Genomic DNA, 16944 nt, shown 5'->3' on the forward strand with positions numbered 1-16944 from the left:
AGTTGGGGGATCAGTAGCGCGCCGGGCGTCGACAGGCACATGTCGGCGCCCGGCGCCACGCTGTGCCCATGAGCGATCTGCTGACCCACGCCGATGTGACAGCCCGCACCGACGCGCGCCACTGGCGCGTGCTCTTGCACACGATCCACGCCTCGTTTCGCACCGAGACGTTCTCGCGTGGATTCCTGCTCGCCCAGCGCATCACCATCGCCGCCGAGGCCGTGCAGCACCACCCCGACCTGCACCTGACCTACGGCCGCCTGCGCGTGGCGCTCACGAGCCACGACGTGCACGGCGTGAGCGAGCGCGACGTCGCGCTCGCGGCCGTGATCAGCCACATCGCCGACGAGCTGGGGATCGAGTCGGAGGTCCCGGTGCTGGGGATCACCGAGATCGCCGTCGACGCGCTCGACATCCCCGCGGTCCTCCCGTTCTGGCGGGCGGTCTTCGCCTACCGCGACGACCCGGGTGCGACGCCGGCGATCGAGGACCCGGCGGGCATCGGCCCGGCGATCTGGTTCCAGCAGATGGACGCGCCGCGGCCGCAGCGCAACCGCATCCACCTGGACGTCACGGTGCCGCATGACGTGGCGGAGCAACGGGTGGCGGACGCGATCGCCGCCGGGGGCCATGTGGTGAGCGACCAGCGCGCGCCGTCGTTCTGGGTGCTGGCCGACGCGGAGGGCAACGAGGTGTGCGTGAGCACCTGGCAGGCCAGGGACTGACGGCGCCACACTCCGAGGATGCCCACTGCCTCCGAGAGTCCGTCCGGCGCCCCGGTGAACGGCGTCGACATCAAGCCACGGTCACGCCAGGTCACCGACGGGCTGGAGGCCACAGCAGCGCGCGGCATGCTGCGCGCCGTCGGCCTCGGCGACGAGGACTTCGCGAAGCCGCAGATCGGCGTCGGCAGTTCGTGGAACGAGATCACGCCATGCAACCTGTCCCTCGACCGGCTGGCCAAGGCCGTCAAGGAGGGCGTGCACGAGGCCGGCGGCTTCCCGCTGGAGTTCGGCACCATCTCGGTGTCCGACGGCATCTCGATGGGCCATGAGGGCATGCACTTCTCGCTGGTGAGCCGCGATGTCATCGCGGACTCGGTGGAGGTGGTGATGCAGGCTGAGCGGCTCGATGGCTCGGTGCTGCTGGCCGGCTGTGACAAGTCGCTGCCGGGCATGCTGATGGCCGCCGCGCGCCTCGACCTCGCCAACGTGTTCCTGTACGCGGGCTCCACGCTGCCGGGATTCGTCACCCTGGAGGACGGCACCGAGAAGGACGTCACGATCATCGACGCCTTCGAGGCCGTGGGCGCATGCGCGCGGGGGCTGATGAGCCGGGAGGACGTGGGCCGCATCGAGCGCGCGATCTGCCCCGGCGAGGGCGCCTGCGGCGGGATGTACACCGCGAACACGATGGCGTCGGTGGCCGAGGCGATGGGCATGTCGCTGCCCGGCTCGGCGGCGCCTCCCGCGGTGGACCGGCGCCGGGACGTGTTCGCCCGGCAGTCCGGGGAAGCCGTCGTCGAGCTGCTGCGCCGCGGCATCACCGCCCGGCAGATCATGACGAAGCCGGCCTTCGAGAACGCGATCGCCGTGGTGATGGCGTTCGGCGGCTCGACGAACGCGGTGCTGCACCTGCTGGCCATCGCGCATGAGGCCGAGGTCGACCTCACACTCGACGACTTCGCGCGGGTGGCGGCGCGGGTGCCGCACCTGGGCGACTTGAAGCCGTTCGGCAGGTATGTGATGAGCGATGTCGACCGGGTGGGCGGCGTGCCGGTGGTGATGAAGGCGCTGCTCGACGCGGGGCTGCTGGATGGCGACTGCCTGACCGTCACAGGCCGGACCGTCGCGGAGAACCTCGCGGACATCGCGCCTCCCGACCCGGACGGCAAGATCCTGCGGGCGATGGGCGACCCGATCCACCGCTCCGGCGGCATCACGATCCTGCGTGGCTCGCTGGCGCCCGAGGGCGCCGTGGTGAAGTCGGCCGGCTTCGACTCGGACGTGTTCGAGGGCACGGCGAGGGTCTTCGACCGCGAGCGGGCGGCGATGGACGCGCTGGAGGACGGCACGATCGTGGCGGGCGATGTGGTGGTGATCCGCTATGAGGGGCCCAAGGGCGGCCCCGGCATGCGGGAGATGCTGGCCATCACCGGCGCGATCAAGGGCGCGGGGCTGGGCAAGGACGTGCTGCTGCTGACCGACGGCCGGTTCTCCGGCGGGACCACCGGGCTGTGCGTTGGGCATGTGGCGCCGGAGGCGGTGGACGCGGGGCCGATCGCGTTCGTCCGCGATGGCGATCGCATCCGCCTCGACGTGGCCAACGCGAGACTGGACCTGCTCGTCGCGCCTGCGGAGATGGAGGCGCGCGCGGTGGGCTGGGAGCCGTTGCCGCCGCGGTACACGCGGGGGGTACTCGGCAAGTACGTGAAGCTCGTGCAGTCCGCCTCGGTGGGCGCGGTGCTGATGTAGAGACGGTGCTGATCTAGGGACCGGCATGGGCGTCTGTCCGCGCAGGTGGGGCAGGGGGCGCGTCCGAGAATTGGACACGTGCACCACGATGTGAGACGGCAGGTGGGAGGCGTGACATTCAGCGGCGGACCGGCGTACAGTCCAGTCCGTGCAGACGATCATTGTTGTAGTACTTCCTGGGCGCGCCGGCTGAGGCCACCTTCGTCACAGGTCTCGTCAGCGCGCGCACCCCTCGTCCAGCCCCTTCCGGGCCGAGGGGTTTTTCTATGCCAGACGCACGGGCCACCGTGCGAGCAGTAGTGATCGACCCAGAGCACTCAGCTTCAGCACCGACGCCAGGGAGACACGATGGTCCAGGGCACCCACCCCGCACCGCAACGCACGACGCCCGCCACACCGGCATCGGTGCGCGCGACGGTCGAGCCGCGGCTCGCCAGCGCGCAGCAGCCCGTTCCGCAGGCCTCGGTTGTGCGAGAGCAGGTGACGGGCGCCCAGTCGATCGTCCGCTCCCTCGAGGAGGCCGGCGTCGACGTCGTCTTCGGCATCCCCGGCGGCGCGATCCTGCCGACCTACGACCCCCTGATGGACTCGAAGAAGCTCCGTCACATCCTGGTGCGGCACGAGCAGGGCGCCGGGCACGCGGCGTCGGGCTACGCGCACGCCACCGGTCGGGTCGGGGTCTGCATGGCCACCTCGGGGCCGGGCGCCACGAACCTGGTGACGCCGATCGCCGACGCGAACATGGACTCGATCCCGATGGTGGCCATCACCGGCCAGGTCGGCGCCTCCCTGATCGGCACTGACGCCTTCCAGGAGGCCGACATCGTCGGCATCACCCTGCCGATCACCAAGCACAACTTCCTCGTGACCGACCCCGCGCAGATCCCGCGGGTGATCGCCGAGGCGTTCCACATCGCCTCCACCGGCCGCCCGGGCCCGGTGCTCGTCGACATCGCGAAGTCGGCGATGGTCACGGACACCACGTTCTCGTGGCCGCAGGAGCTCGACCTGCCGGGCTACCACCCGGTCGTCAAGCCGCACGCCAAGCAGATCCGCGAGGCCGCACGGCTGCTCGCGACCGCGCGGCGCCCGGTGCTGTACATCGGCGGCGGCGCGATCCGCTCCGGAGCCTCGGCGGAGCTGCGCCAGCTCGTCGACGCCTCGGGCGCGGCGGCCGTGACCACGCTGATGGCCCGCGGCGCGCTGCCTGACTCGCACCCGCAGCACCTGGGCATGCCGGGCATGCACGGCACCGTCGCGGCGGTCGCGGCCCTGCAGAAGGCTGACCTGGTCGTGAGCCTGGGCGCGCGGTTCGACGACCGCGTCACCGGCAAGCTGTCGAGCTTCGCGCCGAACGCGACGATCGTGCACGCGGACATCGACCCGGCCGAGATCGGCAAGAACCGGGCCGTGGACGTGCCGATCGTCGGCGACCTGCGCGAGGTCATCGCCGACCTGCTGCCCGAGCTCGCCCGCGAGCACACGCAGCACGGTCGCCCGGACCTGGGCGCCTGGTGGAGCGAGCTCGACAAGCTGCGCGAGACGTTCCCGCTGGGCTACGACGAGCCCAGTGACGGGCACCTCGCCCCGCAGCACGTCATCTCGCGGATCGGCGACATCTCCGGACCGGACTCGATCTTCGTGGCGGGCGTGGGCCAGCACCAGATGTGGGCCTCGCAGTTCATCCGCTACGAGCGGCCGAACTCGTGGCTCAACTCCGGCGGCCTGGGCACCATGGGCTTCGCCGTGCCCGCCGCGATGGGCGCGAAGGTGGGGGAGCCCGATCGCACCGTGTGGGCGATCGACGGCGACGGCTGCTTCCAGATGACCAACCAGGAGCTCGCCACCTGCGCGATCAACGAGATCCCGATCAAGGTCGCGGTGATCAACAACTCCTCGCTCGGCATGGTGCGCCAGTGGCAGACGCTGTTCTACGAGTCCCGCTACTCGAACACCGACCTGCACACGGGCCACGGCACACGCCGCATCCCGGACTTCGTCAAGCTCGCCGACGCGTACGGCTGCGTCGGGCTGCGCTGCGAGACCAAGGCGGACGTGGACGCCACGATCAAGCGCGCGATGGAGATCAACGACCAGCCCGTGGTGGTCGACTTCACGGTCTCGCGCGACTCGATGGTGTGGCCGATGGTGCCGTCGGGCGTCAGCAACGACGACATCCTGTACGCGCGGGGCATCACGCCCGCGTGGGACCGGGAGGACTGAGTGCGCCGCATCGGACTGCTCGGCGGCACGTCCTGGCAGTCGTCGGCGCACTACTACGCCCAGCTCAACGAGGGGGTGCAGGCGCGCCTCGGCGGCCTCCACTCAGCCGACCTGGTGCTCCGCTCCGTGGAGTTCGCCGAGATCGAGGCGCTGCAGAGCGCCGGCGACTGGGCGGCGCTCGGGGAGCGGTATGAGCGGGAGGCCGCTCAACTGCGCGCCGCTGGCGCCGAGCTGGTGGGCATCCTGGCGAACACGATGCACCTGCTCCACGACGAGGTCGCGCGCGGCTCCGGCCTGCCGGTGGTGCACGTCGTCGACGTGGTCGCGGACGCGGTGGCCGAACTGGACGTCGAGCGGGTGGGCGTGCTCGGCACCCGCTTCACGATGGCCTCGGACCTGTACCCGGCCCGCCTCGCCGCCCGTGGCGTGGCCACGATCATGCCCACCGGGGCGGACGCGGCCGAGGTCGACCGGGTGATCTACCAGGAGCTCGCACTCGGCCGGGTGCTGGACTCCTCACGCGCGGCGTATGTCGCGATCATCGGCCGGCTGGTCGAGCAGGGCGCGCAGGCCATCGTCCTCGGGTGCACCGAGCTGTCGATGCTCATCTCGCCCGACGACCCCACGCACAGCCCCGTGCCCGTGCTCGACAGCACGGCACTGCACGTCCACGCCCTCCTCGACGCGGCACTCGCGCCGCAGGCCTCGTCCCTGGAAGAAGGTGCAGCATGACCAGGCACACGCTCTCGGTGCTGGTGGAGAACAAGCCGGGTGTGCTCACCCGGGTCGCGGGGCTGTTCGCCCGGCGCTCGTTCAACATCCACTCGCTCGCGGTCGGCCCGACGGAGCGCGAGGAGATCTCGCGGATCACCGTGGTGGTCGACGTGGCAGAACTGCCGCTCGAGCAGGTGACGAAGCAGCTCAACAAGCTGATCAACGTCATCAAGATCGTCGAGCTCGAGGACAGCGCGTCCGTGCAGCGCGAGCTGCTGCTGGTCAAGGTCCGCGCCGAGGCCGCGCAGCGCACCCACGTGCTCGAGGTCGTCCAGCTCTTCCGCGCGCACGTCGTGGACGTGGTGCCGGACACCGTCACCATCGAGGCGACGGGCGGCCCGGACAAGCTCGCGGCGCTGCTCGCCGCGTTGGAGCCGTTCGGCGTCCGCGAGATCGTGCAGTCTGGCACCGTCGCGATCGGCCGTGGCTCCCGCTCCATCACCGACCGCGCGCTCGAACGGGTCAACCGGTCCGCGTGACCGCCCCGCCCGAGCACCCCCTGACGTCCAACACCACCGAATCACACAAGGAGAACCACCGTGGCTGAGCTGTTCTACGACGACGACGCCGACCTGTCCATCATCGCCGCCAAGAAGGTCGCGGTCATCGGCTACGGCAGCCAGGGCCACGCGCACGCGCTCAACCTGCGCGACTCGGGCGTCGACGTCCGCGTCGGCCTGCGTGAGGGCTCCGCCTCGCGGGCCAAGGCCGAGAACGAGGGCCTGCGCGTGCTGTCCGTCGTGGACGCGGTGAAGGAGGCCGACGTGGTCGTCATCCTCGCGCCGGACCAGGTCCAGCGTCACGTGTACCGCGACGAGATCGCCCCGAACCTGAACGAGGGCGCCGCGCTCGTCTTCGGACACGGCTTCAACATCCGCTTCGGCTACATCAAGCCCGACGCCGGCCACGACGTCGTCATGGTCGCCCCCAAGGGCCCCGGCCACCTGGTGCGTCGCGAGTACGTCGACGGCCGTGGCGTGCCGGTGATCGTCGCCGTCGAGCAGGACGCGTCGGGCCAGGCCTGGGAGCTCGCGCTCTCGTACGCCAAGGCGATCGGTGGCCTGCGCGCCGCCGGCATCAAGACGACCTTCACCGAGGAGACCGAGACCGACCTGTTCGGCGAGCAGGCCGTGCTGTGCGGCGGCGCCTCGCAGCTGGTCCAGTACGGCTTCGAGACGCTGACCGAGGCGGGCTACCAGCCCGAGGTCGCGTACTTCGAGGTGCTGCACGAGCTCAAGCTCATCGTCGACCTGATGGTCGAGGGCGGCATCGCCAAGCAGCGCTGGAGCGTCTCCGACACGGCCGAGTACGGCGACTACGTCTCCGGCCCGCGGGTCATCGACCCGAGCGTCAAGGAGAACATGAAGGCCGTCCTCGCGGACATCCAGAACGGCGCCTTCGCGAAGCGCTTCATCGACGACCAGGACGCGGGCGCCCCGGAGTTCACCGAGCTCCGTGCCAAGGGCGAGGCGCACCCGATCGAGGCCACCGGCCGCGACCTGCGCAAGATGTTCGCCTGGGTGAAGCCGTCCGAGAGCGACTACGTCGAGGGCAGCGCCGCGCGCTGACCTGATCGACGGCGCTGAGCTTTCGACGGCGCTGAGCTTTTCGACGGCCCGGGCCCTGTCCATGGACAGGCCCGGGCCGTCGGCGTTCCACCCCGGACTCGTGGCTGCGAGACTCGGGCCACGCCACGAACCGCGTCACCGACCTGGAGGCTGAGATGACCGTGACCGACCACCCCCGTGATGACGGCGAGCTGGCCCAGTTCTGGGAGGTCGCCCGGGGTCATGCCGGCATCGACCGGCTGGGCGTCGTGGTGGGCGCGTCGCCGTTGGGCTCCGTGCCCCCGCCCGCGTGGTCGTTCGGCGACTCGCCGCGACTGGCCGACGAGCTGCTGGGCCTGGTCCTGTCGGGCCGGAAGACCGCCACGACCACCGCGCTGTGGGAGTTCGAGGCGGGGTACGAGGAGCGGCCGAGCGTCGGCGACCTGTCGATCCTGCTCGACGGCGCGGGGCGCCCGCGGGCGCTCATCCGCACGACTGTGGTGCGCGTCGTGCCGTTCTGCGACGTGGAAGCGGAGTACGCGGCCGCCGAGGGGGAGGACGACCTCTCGCTGGAGTCGTGGCGCCGGGAGCATGAGAAGTACTGGCGCCGGCTCGCGGAGGCGCGCGGCGGGCAGCCCTTCTCGCAGGATCTGCCGCTGCTGCTCGAGGAGTTCGAGCTCTTGTACCAGCAGCCCGCTGTTCCGGAAGATGAGATGCAGGTCCCGATGCGTGAGACGGACCGGTAGCCTGCGTCCATGGTCGAGAACAACGCTGCACGGGATGTCCGCCTCGCTGTCGTGGCGGGCGACGGGATCGGTACCGAGGTCGTCGAGCAGGGCCTGCTCGCGCTGGAGACAGCGCTGACCGGCACGGACGTGCGCGTGTCCACCACGGACTTCGACCTCGGCGCCCGGCGCTGGCACGCGACCGGGGAGACCCTCACCGACACCGACCTCGACGCGATCCGCGCGCACGACGCGATCCTGCTCGGCGCCATCGGCGACCCGACGGTGCCGTCGGGCGTGCTGGAGCGGGGCCTTCTGCTCAAGCTCCGCTTCGCGCTCGACCACTACGTCAACCTGCGGCCCAGCCGCCTGTACCCCGGTGTGGCCTCCCCGCTCGCGAACCCCGGCGAGATCGACTTCGTGGTGGTCCGCGAGGGCACCGAGGGCCCCTACGTCGGCAACGGCGGCGCGATCCGGGTCGGCACGCCTGCCGAGGTCGCCAACGAGGTCAGCGTCAACACCGCCTTCGGAGTCGAGCGGGTCGTCCGCGACGCGTTCGCCCGTGCCGCCGCGCGCCCGCGCAAGAAGCTCACGCTCGTGCACAAGCACAACGTGCTCGTGCACGCCGGCCACCTGTGGCGCCGCACGGTGGAGGCCGTCAACGCGGAGTTCCCCGACGTCACCGTCGACTACCTGCATGTGGACGCCGCGACCATCTTCATGGTGACCAACCCGTCGCGCTTCGACGTGATCGTCACCGACAACCTGTTCGGCGACATCATCACCGACCTCGCCGCCGCGATCACGGGCGGGATCGGCCTCGCCGCGTCGGCCAACATCAACCCCGAGCGCACCACGCCCAGCATGTTCGAGCCCGTGCACGGCTCCGCGCCCGACATCGCAGGCCAGGGCAAGGCCGACCCGACCGCCACCGTGCTGTCGGTCGCCATGCTGCTCGACCACCTGGGGCTGCCCGACGCGTCCGCCAAGGTCGAGGCCGCCGTCGCCGCCGACATCGCCGAGCGCGCCAACCTCGACGGCCGAGTACGGTCGACGGCCGAGGTGGGCAAGGACCTCGCCGCGCGCATCGCCGGCTGACCTCCGAGCCTGTCCCCACGGCCGTCCTCACCCGGTAACGTCAGAGCAGTCCCTGGTGAAAGGCCAAACCATGAGCACGACGACCCCCACTTCGCTCTCGAGCTTCGAGATCCGCCCCACTGCCACGCCCACCTCTGACGAGGACCGCGCCGCCGCCCTGGCCGCGCCGCGGTTCGGCACGGTCTTCACCGACCACATGGCGCGGATCTCCTGGTCGGAGGACCAGGGGTGGCATGACCGGCGCGTGGAGGCGTACGGCCCGCTGCTGCTCGACCCCGCGACCGCGGTGCTGCACTACGCCCAGGAGATCTTCGAGGGCATGAAGGCGTACCGCCACGCCGACGGCTCGGTGTGGACGTTCCGACCCTGGGCCAACGCCGAGCGGTTCGCGCGCTCGGCACGGCGGCTCGCGCTGCCCGAGCTGTCCGAGGAGGACTTCCTCGGCTCGCTCGCGGCGCTCGTCGCCACCGACGCCGCATGGGTGCCCTCGGGCGAGGAGACCAGCCTCTACCTGCGGCCCTTCATGTACGCGTCGGAGGCCTTCCTCGGCGTGCGGCCGTCGCGGGCCGCGGAGTACCTCGTCATCGCGTCGCCGGTGGGCCCGTACTTCGCGAGCGGCGTGCAGCCGGTGTCCATCTGGGTCGCCGAGGACTACCACCGCGCCGGCGCCGGGGGCACCGGGGCCGCCAAGTGCGGCGGCAACTACGCCGCGAGCCTGCTGCCGCAGCAGGAGGCCTACGCGCTGGGCTACGACCAGGTGTGCTTCCTCGACGCCTCGACGAACACGCTGGTCGAGGAGCTCGGCGGCATGAACGTCTTCCTCGTGCACGCCGACGGGAGCGTCTCCACCCCGGAGCTGTCCGGCTCGATCCTCGAGGGCGTCACGCGCTCCTCGATCCTGCAGCTCCTGCGGGATGCGGGCCACCAGGTGCACGAGCGGCCGGTTCCCCTCACGGAGCTCCGCGCCGGCCTGGAGGACGGCTCGGTGGCGGAGGTCTTCGCGTGCGGCACGGCGGCTGTGGTGACGCCCATCGGGCGGCTCGGGGGGCAGGGCTTCGACCTGACGGTCGGGGACGGCTCGGCGGGCCCGGTCACGTCGAGCGTGCGCAGCGAGCTCATGGACATCCAGTACGGCCGCGTCGCCGACCGGCACGGCTGGCTGCACCGCCTGCTCTGAGCAGATCAGCATCGACTCACCCCGACACACAGGACGGGCCGCGGCGGGCGCCGTGGCCCGTCTGGTGTGTCGGGTGAGGTCGCCGCGTGTCGGGTCCACTCGTCGTGCGGGTGTGGCAGGATGGCCCGCGTGACACCTCACACGTCGTACCGCCTCATCATCGCGTAGCGCGTCTGCCCACCCGCAGACGCGCCAACCTCCCGCACCTCCGGGGGGTTTTTTGTTGTCGCGCACCATCCCGCGCGCGGCCACGACGCACCATGCTGGAGGGGCGCCTCCCTCCGGAGGGGCGCACCGTCCCGGGCCCGCGTCGGCCTGAGACCCCTGGGTCGGCCTGAGCCGCCACCCCGTCACCCGCCTGGAGAGAGACCACCGTGAGCAGCAGCACCACTGGCCCCGGCCTCCCGTTCCACGTCTACGACACGACGCTGCGCGACGGCGCCCAGCAAGAGGGCATGAACCTCTCCGTCGCCGACAAGCTGGCCATCGCGCCGCTGCTCGACGAGCTCGGGGTCGGCTTCATCGAGGGTGGCTGGCCCGGAGCCATCCCGAAGGACACCGAGTTCTTCGCCCGCGCCGCCAAGGAGCTGACGCTGCGCAACGCCGTGCTCGCCGCGTTCGGGTCGACCCGCAAGGCCGGCGCCGAGGCGTGGCAGGACCCGCAGGTGCGCGCGCTGATCGACTCCGAGGCGCCCGTGGTCACGCTCGTCGCGAAGAGCGACCTGCGGCACGCCGAGCGCGCGCTGCGCACCACCGGCGCGGAGAACCTCGCGATGATCACGGACACCGTCGCGCTCCTCACCCGTGAGGGACGGCGCGTGGTGATCGACGCCGAGCACTTCTTCGACGGATACCGCGACGACCCGGCGTACTCGCTCTCCGCGGTGCTCGCCGCGTTCGAGGCGGGCGCGGAGGTGGTCGCCCTGTGCGACACCAACGGCGGCATGCTCCCCGACTGGATCGGGCAGATCGTCGCGGAGGTCCGCACGGCCGTCGGGCCCGCCGCGATCCTCGGCATCCACGCGCACAACGACTCCGGCTGCGCGGTGGCCAACTCGCTAGCGGCCGTGGCCGCCGGGTGCACGCACGTGCAGGGCACCGTCAACGGGTACGGGGAGCGCACCGGCAACGCCGACCTGCTCGCCGTCGTCGCGAACCTCGAGCTCAAGGGCGGCCGCGAGCTGCTCGCCACCGACGGCGCCGAGTCGGGGGGCCTGCGGGAGATGACCCGCATCGCGCACGCCATCAGCGAGATCACCAACATCGCGCCCTTCGCCCGGCAGCCGTACGTGGGCGCCAGCGCCTTCGCGCACAAGGCCGGCATCCACGCCAGCGCGATCAAGGTCGACCCCGACCTGTACCAGCACATCGACCCCGTGGCCGTCGGTAACGACATGCGCATGCTCATCTCCGACATGGCCGGGCGCGCCACCATCGAGCTCAAGGGCCGCGAGCTGGGCTTCGACCTCGCCGGCCAGGGCGAGCTGCTCACCCGGGTGACCAACCGGGTGAAGGAGGCCGAGGCGAACGGCTACACCTTCGACGCCGCCGACGCGTCCTTCGAGCTGCTGCTGGTCGAGGAGCTCGACGGCGCCCGCCCCGGCTACTTCACCGTGGAGAGCTGGCGGGCCATCGTCGAGCGCGCGGGCAGCCGCGGCGTCCCGGCGACCGCGGAGGCGACGGTCAAACTGCACGCGGGCGGCGAGCGCCACGTCAGCACGGGGGAGGGCAACGGCCCCGTCAACGCGCTCGACCAGGCGCTGCGCCAGGCGCTGGTGCGCGTCTACCCCGAGCTCGAGGCGTTCCAGCTCATCGACTTCAAGGTGCGCATCCTCGACGCGATGCACGGCACCGACGCGGTGACCCGGGTGCTCATCGAGACCACCGACGGGCTGACGTCGTGGAGCACCGTGGGCGTCGGGCCGAACATCATCGAGGCGTCCTGGGAGGCGCTGACCGACTCGGCGATCTGGGGGCTGCGGCACCACGGGGTCGCCCCCCGCTGAACGCCTCGGCTCGACCGGTTCCGCTGGGCGTCCTAGGGTCGAAAGAGCCTTCGAGGCAGGGAGCCCACGGTGTCCGCGAACGTCCCCGAGCGACCCGCAACGGCTGCGGGTGACGCCTCGACGACGTCCCGCCGGCGGGTCCCGCGCTGGTGGTGGTGGAGTGCCGCGGTCACGGTGTTGGTGGCCGGCGTCCTGCTCATGCGGCTCTGGGGCAACGGCGGTGGCGGTAGCGCGCTGCCGAGCGTCGTGGAGTCCGGCGCTGGGCTGCTGACGCCGGGCCCCTCACCGGTGGCGGGCGCCCCGATCTTCGACGCGTCGGACCTGGACTCGCTGTTCGTCACGCCGGGGACGCTTGAGGACACCCTCCCGGGCGCCGCGGACGGCGTCGAGGAAGTGGGGCAGGGCGCCGTCGCGGCCTGGGGGCTGGGCGCGGGGGAGCAGGTGTCCCCGGCGTCCTGCACTGTCGCCGCGACGGTCGTCGACGGCCCGCCCGCGGCATTCGACGAGCGCTCATGGGGCAATGAGCGCGTCGTGTTCGAGCAGCAGGTGACCCTGTTGGAGAGCGCCGCCGCCGCCGAGCAGGCCTTCCGCACGCTCGTCACCGTGGTGGACGCCTGCCCGGAGTACCTCCTGCAGGGGCCCGATGGGGAGGCGAGAGTCGTCGCGTCGCCCGCGATCGAGGACCAGGGGTTCTTCCCCTCGCTGGCCCAGGCCGTCGACTTGGCCGCGCCGGGCGACGACCCGCAGGCCCAGCTCCACGGGCATCTGCTGGTCGGCAACGTCATCGTCACCTGGACCGCGAGCGTGGACGCGGGCGACGACCCGGCGAGGGCGCGGCAGCAGCTGGGCTCCGAGGCCGACCTCGACGCGATGATGCAGGAGCAGGCGCGCGCCGCGGCGTCCGCGCTGCCCTAGCCGGCGCCAGGGCTCCCACACTCGGACCTTAGGCTGTGGGCGTGCATGGTGAGTACAAGGTTCCCGGTGGCAAGCTCGTGGCGGTCGACGTCGAGGTGGACGGAGGGATCCTGACCAGCGCCTCCGTCAGCGGCGACTTCTTCCTCGAGCCTGATGAGGCGTTGGCCGTGATCGAGCGCGCGCTCGTCGGCCAGCCCGACACGACGCGGGCGTCAGAGCTCGCCGCGAGCATCGACGCCGCGCTCGCGGCCGCCGAGGCCGACGGCGAGCTTCCCGGCGGCGCGACGATGGTCGGCTTCGACGCCGAGTCCGTGGCCATCGCCGTGCGCCGCGCGCTGGGCCACGCGACCGGCTGGCATGACCATTCCTTCGAGCTGATCCACGAGGCGCCGCAGACGGCCGCGTTCAACGCGGCGCTCGACCAGGTGCTCACCGAGGAGCTCGCCGCCGGGCGGCGTGGGCCGACGCTGCGGTTCTGGGAGTGGGTGGAGCCCGCGGTGGTGATCGGCTCGTTCCAGTCGCTGCGCAACGAGGTCGACCCCGAGGGCGCCGCCCGGCACGGTGTGACGGTGGTGCGGCGCATCTCCGGCGGCGGGGCGATGTTCATGGAGGCGGGCAACTGCATCACGTTCGCGCTCGTGGTGCCCGCCTCGCTCGTGGACGGCCTGACGTTCGAGCAGTCGTACGCGTTCCTCAATGACTGGGTGCTGGGCGCCCTGGCCGACGTCGGGGTCAAGGCGACGATCTCAGGGCTCAACGACATCGCGTCGCCCGCCGGGAAGCTCGCGGGGTCCGCGCAGAAGCGCCTCGCCGGCGGGGCCGTGCTGCACCACGTGACGATGGCCTACGACATCGACGCGGACAAGATGCTCGAGGTGCTCCGGATCGGCCGCGAGAAGCTCTCCGACAAGGGGACGACCAGCGCCAACAAGCGCGTGGACCCTGTCCGCTCACAGACCGGCATGCCGCGCGAGCAGGTCATCGAGGCGTTCAAGGAGTCGTTCCGCGCGCGCTACCGGACCGTCGACTCCACGTTGACGCCCGCCGAGCTCGAGCGCGCACAGGAGCTCGTCGCCACGAAGTTCGCCGACCCGGAGTCGACCGCGCGGGTGCCTTGAGCCGGGGGCGCCCGAGCCGGGGCGGCCGGGGAACTCGGGCGCGATCGGCGGGGGGCGCCTAGCGTGGCGTTGTGAACCGTGACGCGGTGGGCTCCGGCCCGACGGGCTCGCCTCCGCCCGACGGGCCCGGGAAGCCCGCGTCGCGGCGGCGCGCCTCGACGCCGCGCCACTCCTCGACGGCCATCCGGCGCCGGTCCCCGTGGTGGACGCTGTGCCTCGTCCTGGCAGCGACCCTCGTGTTCGGCGGCTCCCTCGCCGGGTTCGCTGTGCTGCGGCTGCAGGGCAACGTCCGCACCGTTGGCGACCTGGGCGACCTAGTCGCCCGCGACGACGCGACGACCACCGCCCCGCCGGACGCCGACGCCTGGGAGGGGCGCCCGCTGAACTTCCTGGTGATCGGCTCCGACGACCGGGAGGGCGAGAACGGCGACATCGGCGGGGTGGTCGGTGGCATGCGCTCCGACACCGCGCTGCTCGTGCACGTGTCCGCCGACCGCAGCCGCGTCGAGGTCGTCTCCATCCCGCGCGACTCCGAGGTGCGCATTCCGGCCTGCCACCTGGACCGCGACCCTGACGGGAGCATGTCGGCAGCGACGAAGGACAAGTTCAACGCCGCGTTCTCCACCGGTGGGGCGTCCGGCGACCCCGGGCTGGCCGGCCTGTGCACGGCTGCGACGGTGGCGGAGAACACGGGCATCGACGTGGGCGCGGACTTCGCCATCGTGGACTTCGCGGGCTTCGAGGGGATGGTCGACGCCATCGGCGGGGTGCGGATGTGCGTCCCGGAGGCGATCCGCGACACCCACCGCAACACGGACCTGGACCTGTCGGCCGGATGGCATGACCTCACGGGGGACCAGGCGCTGGACTACGTGCGCGCGCGGTACGTCACCGGCTCCGACAACTCCGACACCCAGCGGATCCCGCGCCAGCAGAAGTTCATCGCGGCGCTGGTGCGCAAGGTGACGTCCTCTGACGTGCTGACCAGCCCGCGCAGCGTCGCGGGGTTCCTCGAGCAGGGAACCAGGGCGCTGACGCTCTCCGGCGACCTGGCCTCGGTGCGGAACCTCGCCGGGCTCGGATGGCGGCTGCGCGGGCTCGACCCGTCCGACGTCACCTTCGTGACAGTGCCGGCAGTTCCCAAGGCGGGCTCGGGCCGGGTGCTGTGGTCCGAGGAGGCCGACCTGCTGTGGGCGCGCCTCGCGGCGGATGAGCCGGTCGTCGACCCGACTGTCACGACGGCCGACCCGTCCGCGACGCTCGACCCGCCCGCGTCGTCCCACCCGTCCGTCTCGCCGAGCGCCCCCCCGACCGGCGGCGCGACCCCCGCACCGGCACTCACGCCGCGCACGGGACAAGACCCGGACGACGTGCTCTGCGGTTGACCCACGTTTGCTACGGTTCGTCACACAGAGGATCCGTGCCGGGGGGGAACCGGGAGGAGCCTGGTATGCCCCACGTCATCAATCCCCACCGCGGGGTGCGGGCGTCCGCGCACGTCCTGTGCCTCGAGCGTGGACGCGCGTTGCTCACCCGTCGGCGGGGATCGCACGGACTCGCCTGGACACTGCCCGGCGGCCCCCTCGACTTCGCCGAGGCGCCCGCGGACGCCGCGCGCCGTGAGGTGCTCCAGTCCACCGGGTTCGTCGTGGAGATCGGGGCACTCCTCGGCGTCGACTCCTCACGCGGATCCGGCACGGCGCCCGTCGGGCGGCGCGGGCCCACGGACCTGCACCTGCTGAAGGTCGTCTACGCCGCCCGGGTGGTGGGCAACCTCGTGGTCGACGACGTCACCGCCTGGGGCTCCGGCGCCGAGTGGGTGGACCTGGGCTCCCTGATGGACGGCCGACGGGTGGAGCTGGTCGACACCGCGTTGGCCTGGGCGTGGAGCGCGGTTCCCGTCTGAGGAGTCAGAGCCGCGGCTCGCCGGGCCAGGTCGTCTCGAGCGCCTGCCGGTCCCAGTCCGCCAGATCGGCGGCCGCGCGGTACGTGCTGTCGTAGAACGAGAGCAGCGCGGCGGCGGGGTCCGGGGCGTCGCGCACCGCGGCGTATGGCAGCAGGAACTCGCCCGCCGAGTGGTCGTAGTGCGCGCCCGCAGGCTCCACGGGCTGATCCGCGTACCCCGGCGGCTCCGGGTAGGAGTACGCGTAGAACTGGCCCTCCTCCCCGCCTCCCGGCCAGAATCCCGCGTTGCTGTTCTGATGCGACTCGGCCTCGGCCATCACCGACGCGGGGACGTTCAGCGGTGTGCCGGTCCACGTCGGGGCCGGTCGCCCGGAGAACACCGTGACCACCATGTCGAACCCGCCCCAGAAGAAGTTCACCGGGCTCGCCTTGCCGATGAACGGCGAGCGGAACTCGCTCATGACCTGGTGCGCCCCGACGAGCTGGCGCCAGAACGTCTCCACCGCCCCGGCGTCATACGACGCGTGGTGCTCGTCCTGCGGGTACGGGACCTGGTTCTCCACCTCGTTCGGCACGGTGCTGATGTGCGCGTCGAGCCCGATCCTGGCCAGTGCGGCGAGCGCCTCGTCGTAGAACTGCGCCACCGACTTGGGCGCCAGCGACACGCTGCTCGCGCGGCCGTCGGTGGAGCGAGCCCTCAACTCGTGGTCCACGAAGTCGAACTCGACGTCCACGAGGTGCGAGCCGTTGGCGAACGCCGACGTGGACAGCCCACGCGCCGTCACGTACAGCGGCACCTGCCACCAGTGGTTGAGCATCGGCGACTGCTCCATGCGGACCTTGCCGATGATCTGCGTCCACATGTGCAGGGTGTCGCGGGTGTCCGCCCACGCGTCGGCGCGCAGCGTGGGCCAGGCGTCGGAGGCGACGGGTGGCGGCACAGGGCTGTCCGTTGCGGTGCTGTCGGATTCGCTCATGGTCC

General features: G+C 71.8%; 15 protein-coding genes. 14 read left to right on the forward strand and 1 reads right to left on the reverse strand.

All coding sequences use genetic code 11. The features are described from left to right. Positions 1-68: 68 nt before the first annotated feature. The 14 genes from BN3788_RS13855 (at position 69) to BN3788_RS13920 (ending at position 15963) form a co-directional block, all read left to right on the forward strand. Positions 69-725, forward strand: a complete 657-nt coding sequence (locus tag BN3788_RS13855; RefSeq protein WP_066587397.1) for a VOC family protein — start codon at positions 69-71, stop codon at positions 723-725. Between the two features lie 18 nt (positions 726-743). Beyond that, positions 744-2474: a dihydroxy-acid dehydratase gene (ilvD, locus tag BN3788_RS13860; protein WP_066587410.1), complete on the forward strand. Its 1731-nt coding sequence runs from the start codon at positions 744-746 to the stop codon at positions 2472-2474. A 348-nt stretch (positions 2475-2822) separates the two neighbouring features. After that, positions 2823-4697, forward strand: a complete 1875-nt coding sequence (locus BN3788_RS13865; protein ID WP_066587412.1) for an acetolactate synthase large subunit — start codon at positions 2823-2825, stop codon at positions 4695-4697. Further along, positions 4698-5429, forward strand: a complete 732-nt coding sequence (locus tag BN3788_RS13870; protein ID WP_066587415.1) for an aspartate/glutamate racemase family protein — start codon at positions 4698-4700, stop codon at positions 5427-5429. It begins immediately after the preceding gene. After that, positions 5426-5950, forward strand: a complete 525-nt coding sequence (ilvN, locus tag BN3788_RS13875; RefSeq protein ID WP_066587419.1) for an acetolactate synthase small subunit — start codon at positions 5426-5428, stop codon at positions 5948-5950. The genes BN3788_RS13870 and ilvN overlap by 4 nt, the downstream gene beginning before the upstream one ends. A gap of 60 nt (positions 5951-6010) precedes the next feature. Beyond that, positions 6011-7039 (forward strand): ketol-acid reductoisomerase, encoded by a 1029-nt coding sequence (gene ilvC / locus BN3788_RS13880; protein ID WP_066587422.1) that lies wholly within the window; start codon positions 6011-6013, stop codon positions 7037-7039. A gap of 155 nt (positions 7040-7194) precedes the next feature. Next, entirely contained in the window at positions 7195-7764 is a 570-nt protein-coding gene (locus BN3788_RS13885; RefSeq protein WP_066587425.1) for an ASCH domain-containing protein, read from the forward strand. A 9-nt stretch (positions 7765-7773) separates the two neighbouring features. Continuing rightward, on the forward strand, positions 7774-8841 hold the full coding sequence (locus BN3788_RS13890; RefSeq protein ID WP_066587427.1) for a 3-isopropylmalate dehydrogenase: 1068 nt from the start codon (positions 7774-7776) through the stop codon (positions 8839-8841). Between the two features lie 70 nt (positions 8842-8911). After that, positions 8912-10018: a branched-chain amino acid aminotransferase gene (locus BN3788_RS13895; RefSeq protein WP_066587435.1), complete on the forward strand. Its 1107-nt coding sequence runs from the start codon at positions 8912-8914 to the stop codon at positions 10016-10018. 374 nt (positions 10019-10392) lie between these two features. Then, positions 10393-12024, forward strand: a complete 1632-nt coding sequence (gene cimA / locus BN3788_RS13900; protein ID WP_066587437.1) for a citramalate synthase — start codon at positions 10393-10395, stop codon at positions 12022-12024. 69 nt (positions 12025-12093) lie between these two features. Continuing rightward, the gene (locus tag BN3788_RS19345) at positions 12094-12939 is read left to right on the forward strand and encodes a hypothetical protein (protein WP_159066904.1); all 846 of its coding nucleotides are present in this window, start codon (positions 12094-12096) and stop codon (positions 12937-12939) included. Positions 12940-12980: 41 nt separating this feature from the next. Beyond that, a complete protein-coding gene (locus BN3788_RS13910) occupies positions 12981-14057 on the forward strand; it encodes a lipoate--protein ligase family protein (protein WP_066589390.1) in 1077 nt (358 codons plus the stop codon). Positions 14058-14128: 71 nt separating this feature from the next. Then, entirely contained in the window at positions 14129-15442 is a 1314-nt protein-coding gene (locus BN3788_RS13915; RefSeq protein ID WP_066587441.1) for an LCP family protein, read from the forward strand. Between the two features lie 65 nt (positions 15443-15507). Beyond that, the gene (locus BN3788_RS13920) at positions 15508-15963 is read left to right on the forward strand and encodes an NUDIX domain-containing protein (protein WP_066587442.1); all 456 of its coding nucleotides are present in this window, start codon (positions 15508-15510) and stop codon (positions 15961-15963) included. Between the two features lie 4 nt (positions 15964-15967). Here the strand turns inward: BN3788_RS13920 and BN3788_RS13925 are convergent, their stop codons facing one another. Next, the gene (locus BN3788_RS13925) at positions 15968-16939 is read right to left on the reverse strand and encodes a DUF5996 family protein (protein WP_066587445.1); all 972 of its coding nucleotides are present in this window, start codon (positions 16937-16939) and stop codon (positions 15968-15970) included. Positions 16940-16944: the final 5 nt, after the last annotated feature.

Source organism: Cellulomonas timonensis (genome assembly GCF_900046455.1).
Lineage (GTDB): Bacteria > Actinomycetota > Actinomycetes > Actinomycetales > Cellulomonadaceae > Cellulomonas_A > Cellulomonas_A timonensis.

Bases quoted from the DNA above. Each gene is read 5' to 3' on its own strand.
- ilvD (WP_066587410.1), top strand. From the start codon at position 744: ATGCCCACTGCCTCCGAGAGTCCGTCCGGCGCCCCGGTGAACGGCGTC.
- BN3788_RS13920 (WP_066587442.1), top strand. From the start codon at position 15,508: ATGCCCCACGTCATCAATCCCCACCGCGGGGTGCGGGCGTCCGCGCAC.
- BN3788_RS13855 (WP_066587397.1), top strand. From the start codon at position 69: ATGAGCGATCTGCTGACCCACGCCGATGTGACAGCCCGCACCGACGCG.
- BN3788_RS13925 (WP_066587445.1), bottom strand. From the start codon at position 16,939: ATGAGCGAATCCGACAGCACCGCAACGGACAGCCCTGTGCCGCCACCC.
- BN3788_RS13895 (WP_066587435.1), top strand. From the start codon at position 8,912: ATGAGCACGACGACCCCCACTTCGCTCTCGAGCTTCGAGATCCGCCCC.
- BN3788_RS13885 (WP_066587425.1), top strand. From the start codon at position 7,195: ATGACCGTGACCGACCACCCCCGTGATGACGGCGAGCTGGCCCAGTTC.
- BN3788_RS13865 (WP_066587412.1), top strand. From the start codon at position 2,823: ATGGTCCAGGGCACCCACCCCGCACCGCAACGCACGACGCCCGCCACA.
- BN3788_RS13890 (WP_066587427.1), top strand. From the start codon at position 7,774: ATGGTCGAGAACAACGCTGCACGGGATGTCCGCCTCGCTGTCGTGGCG.
- ilvN (WP_066587419.1), top strand. From the start codon at position 5,426: ATGACCAGGCACACGCTCTCGGTGCTGGTGGAGAACAAGCCGGGTGTG.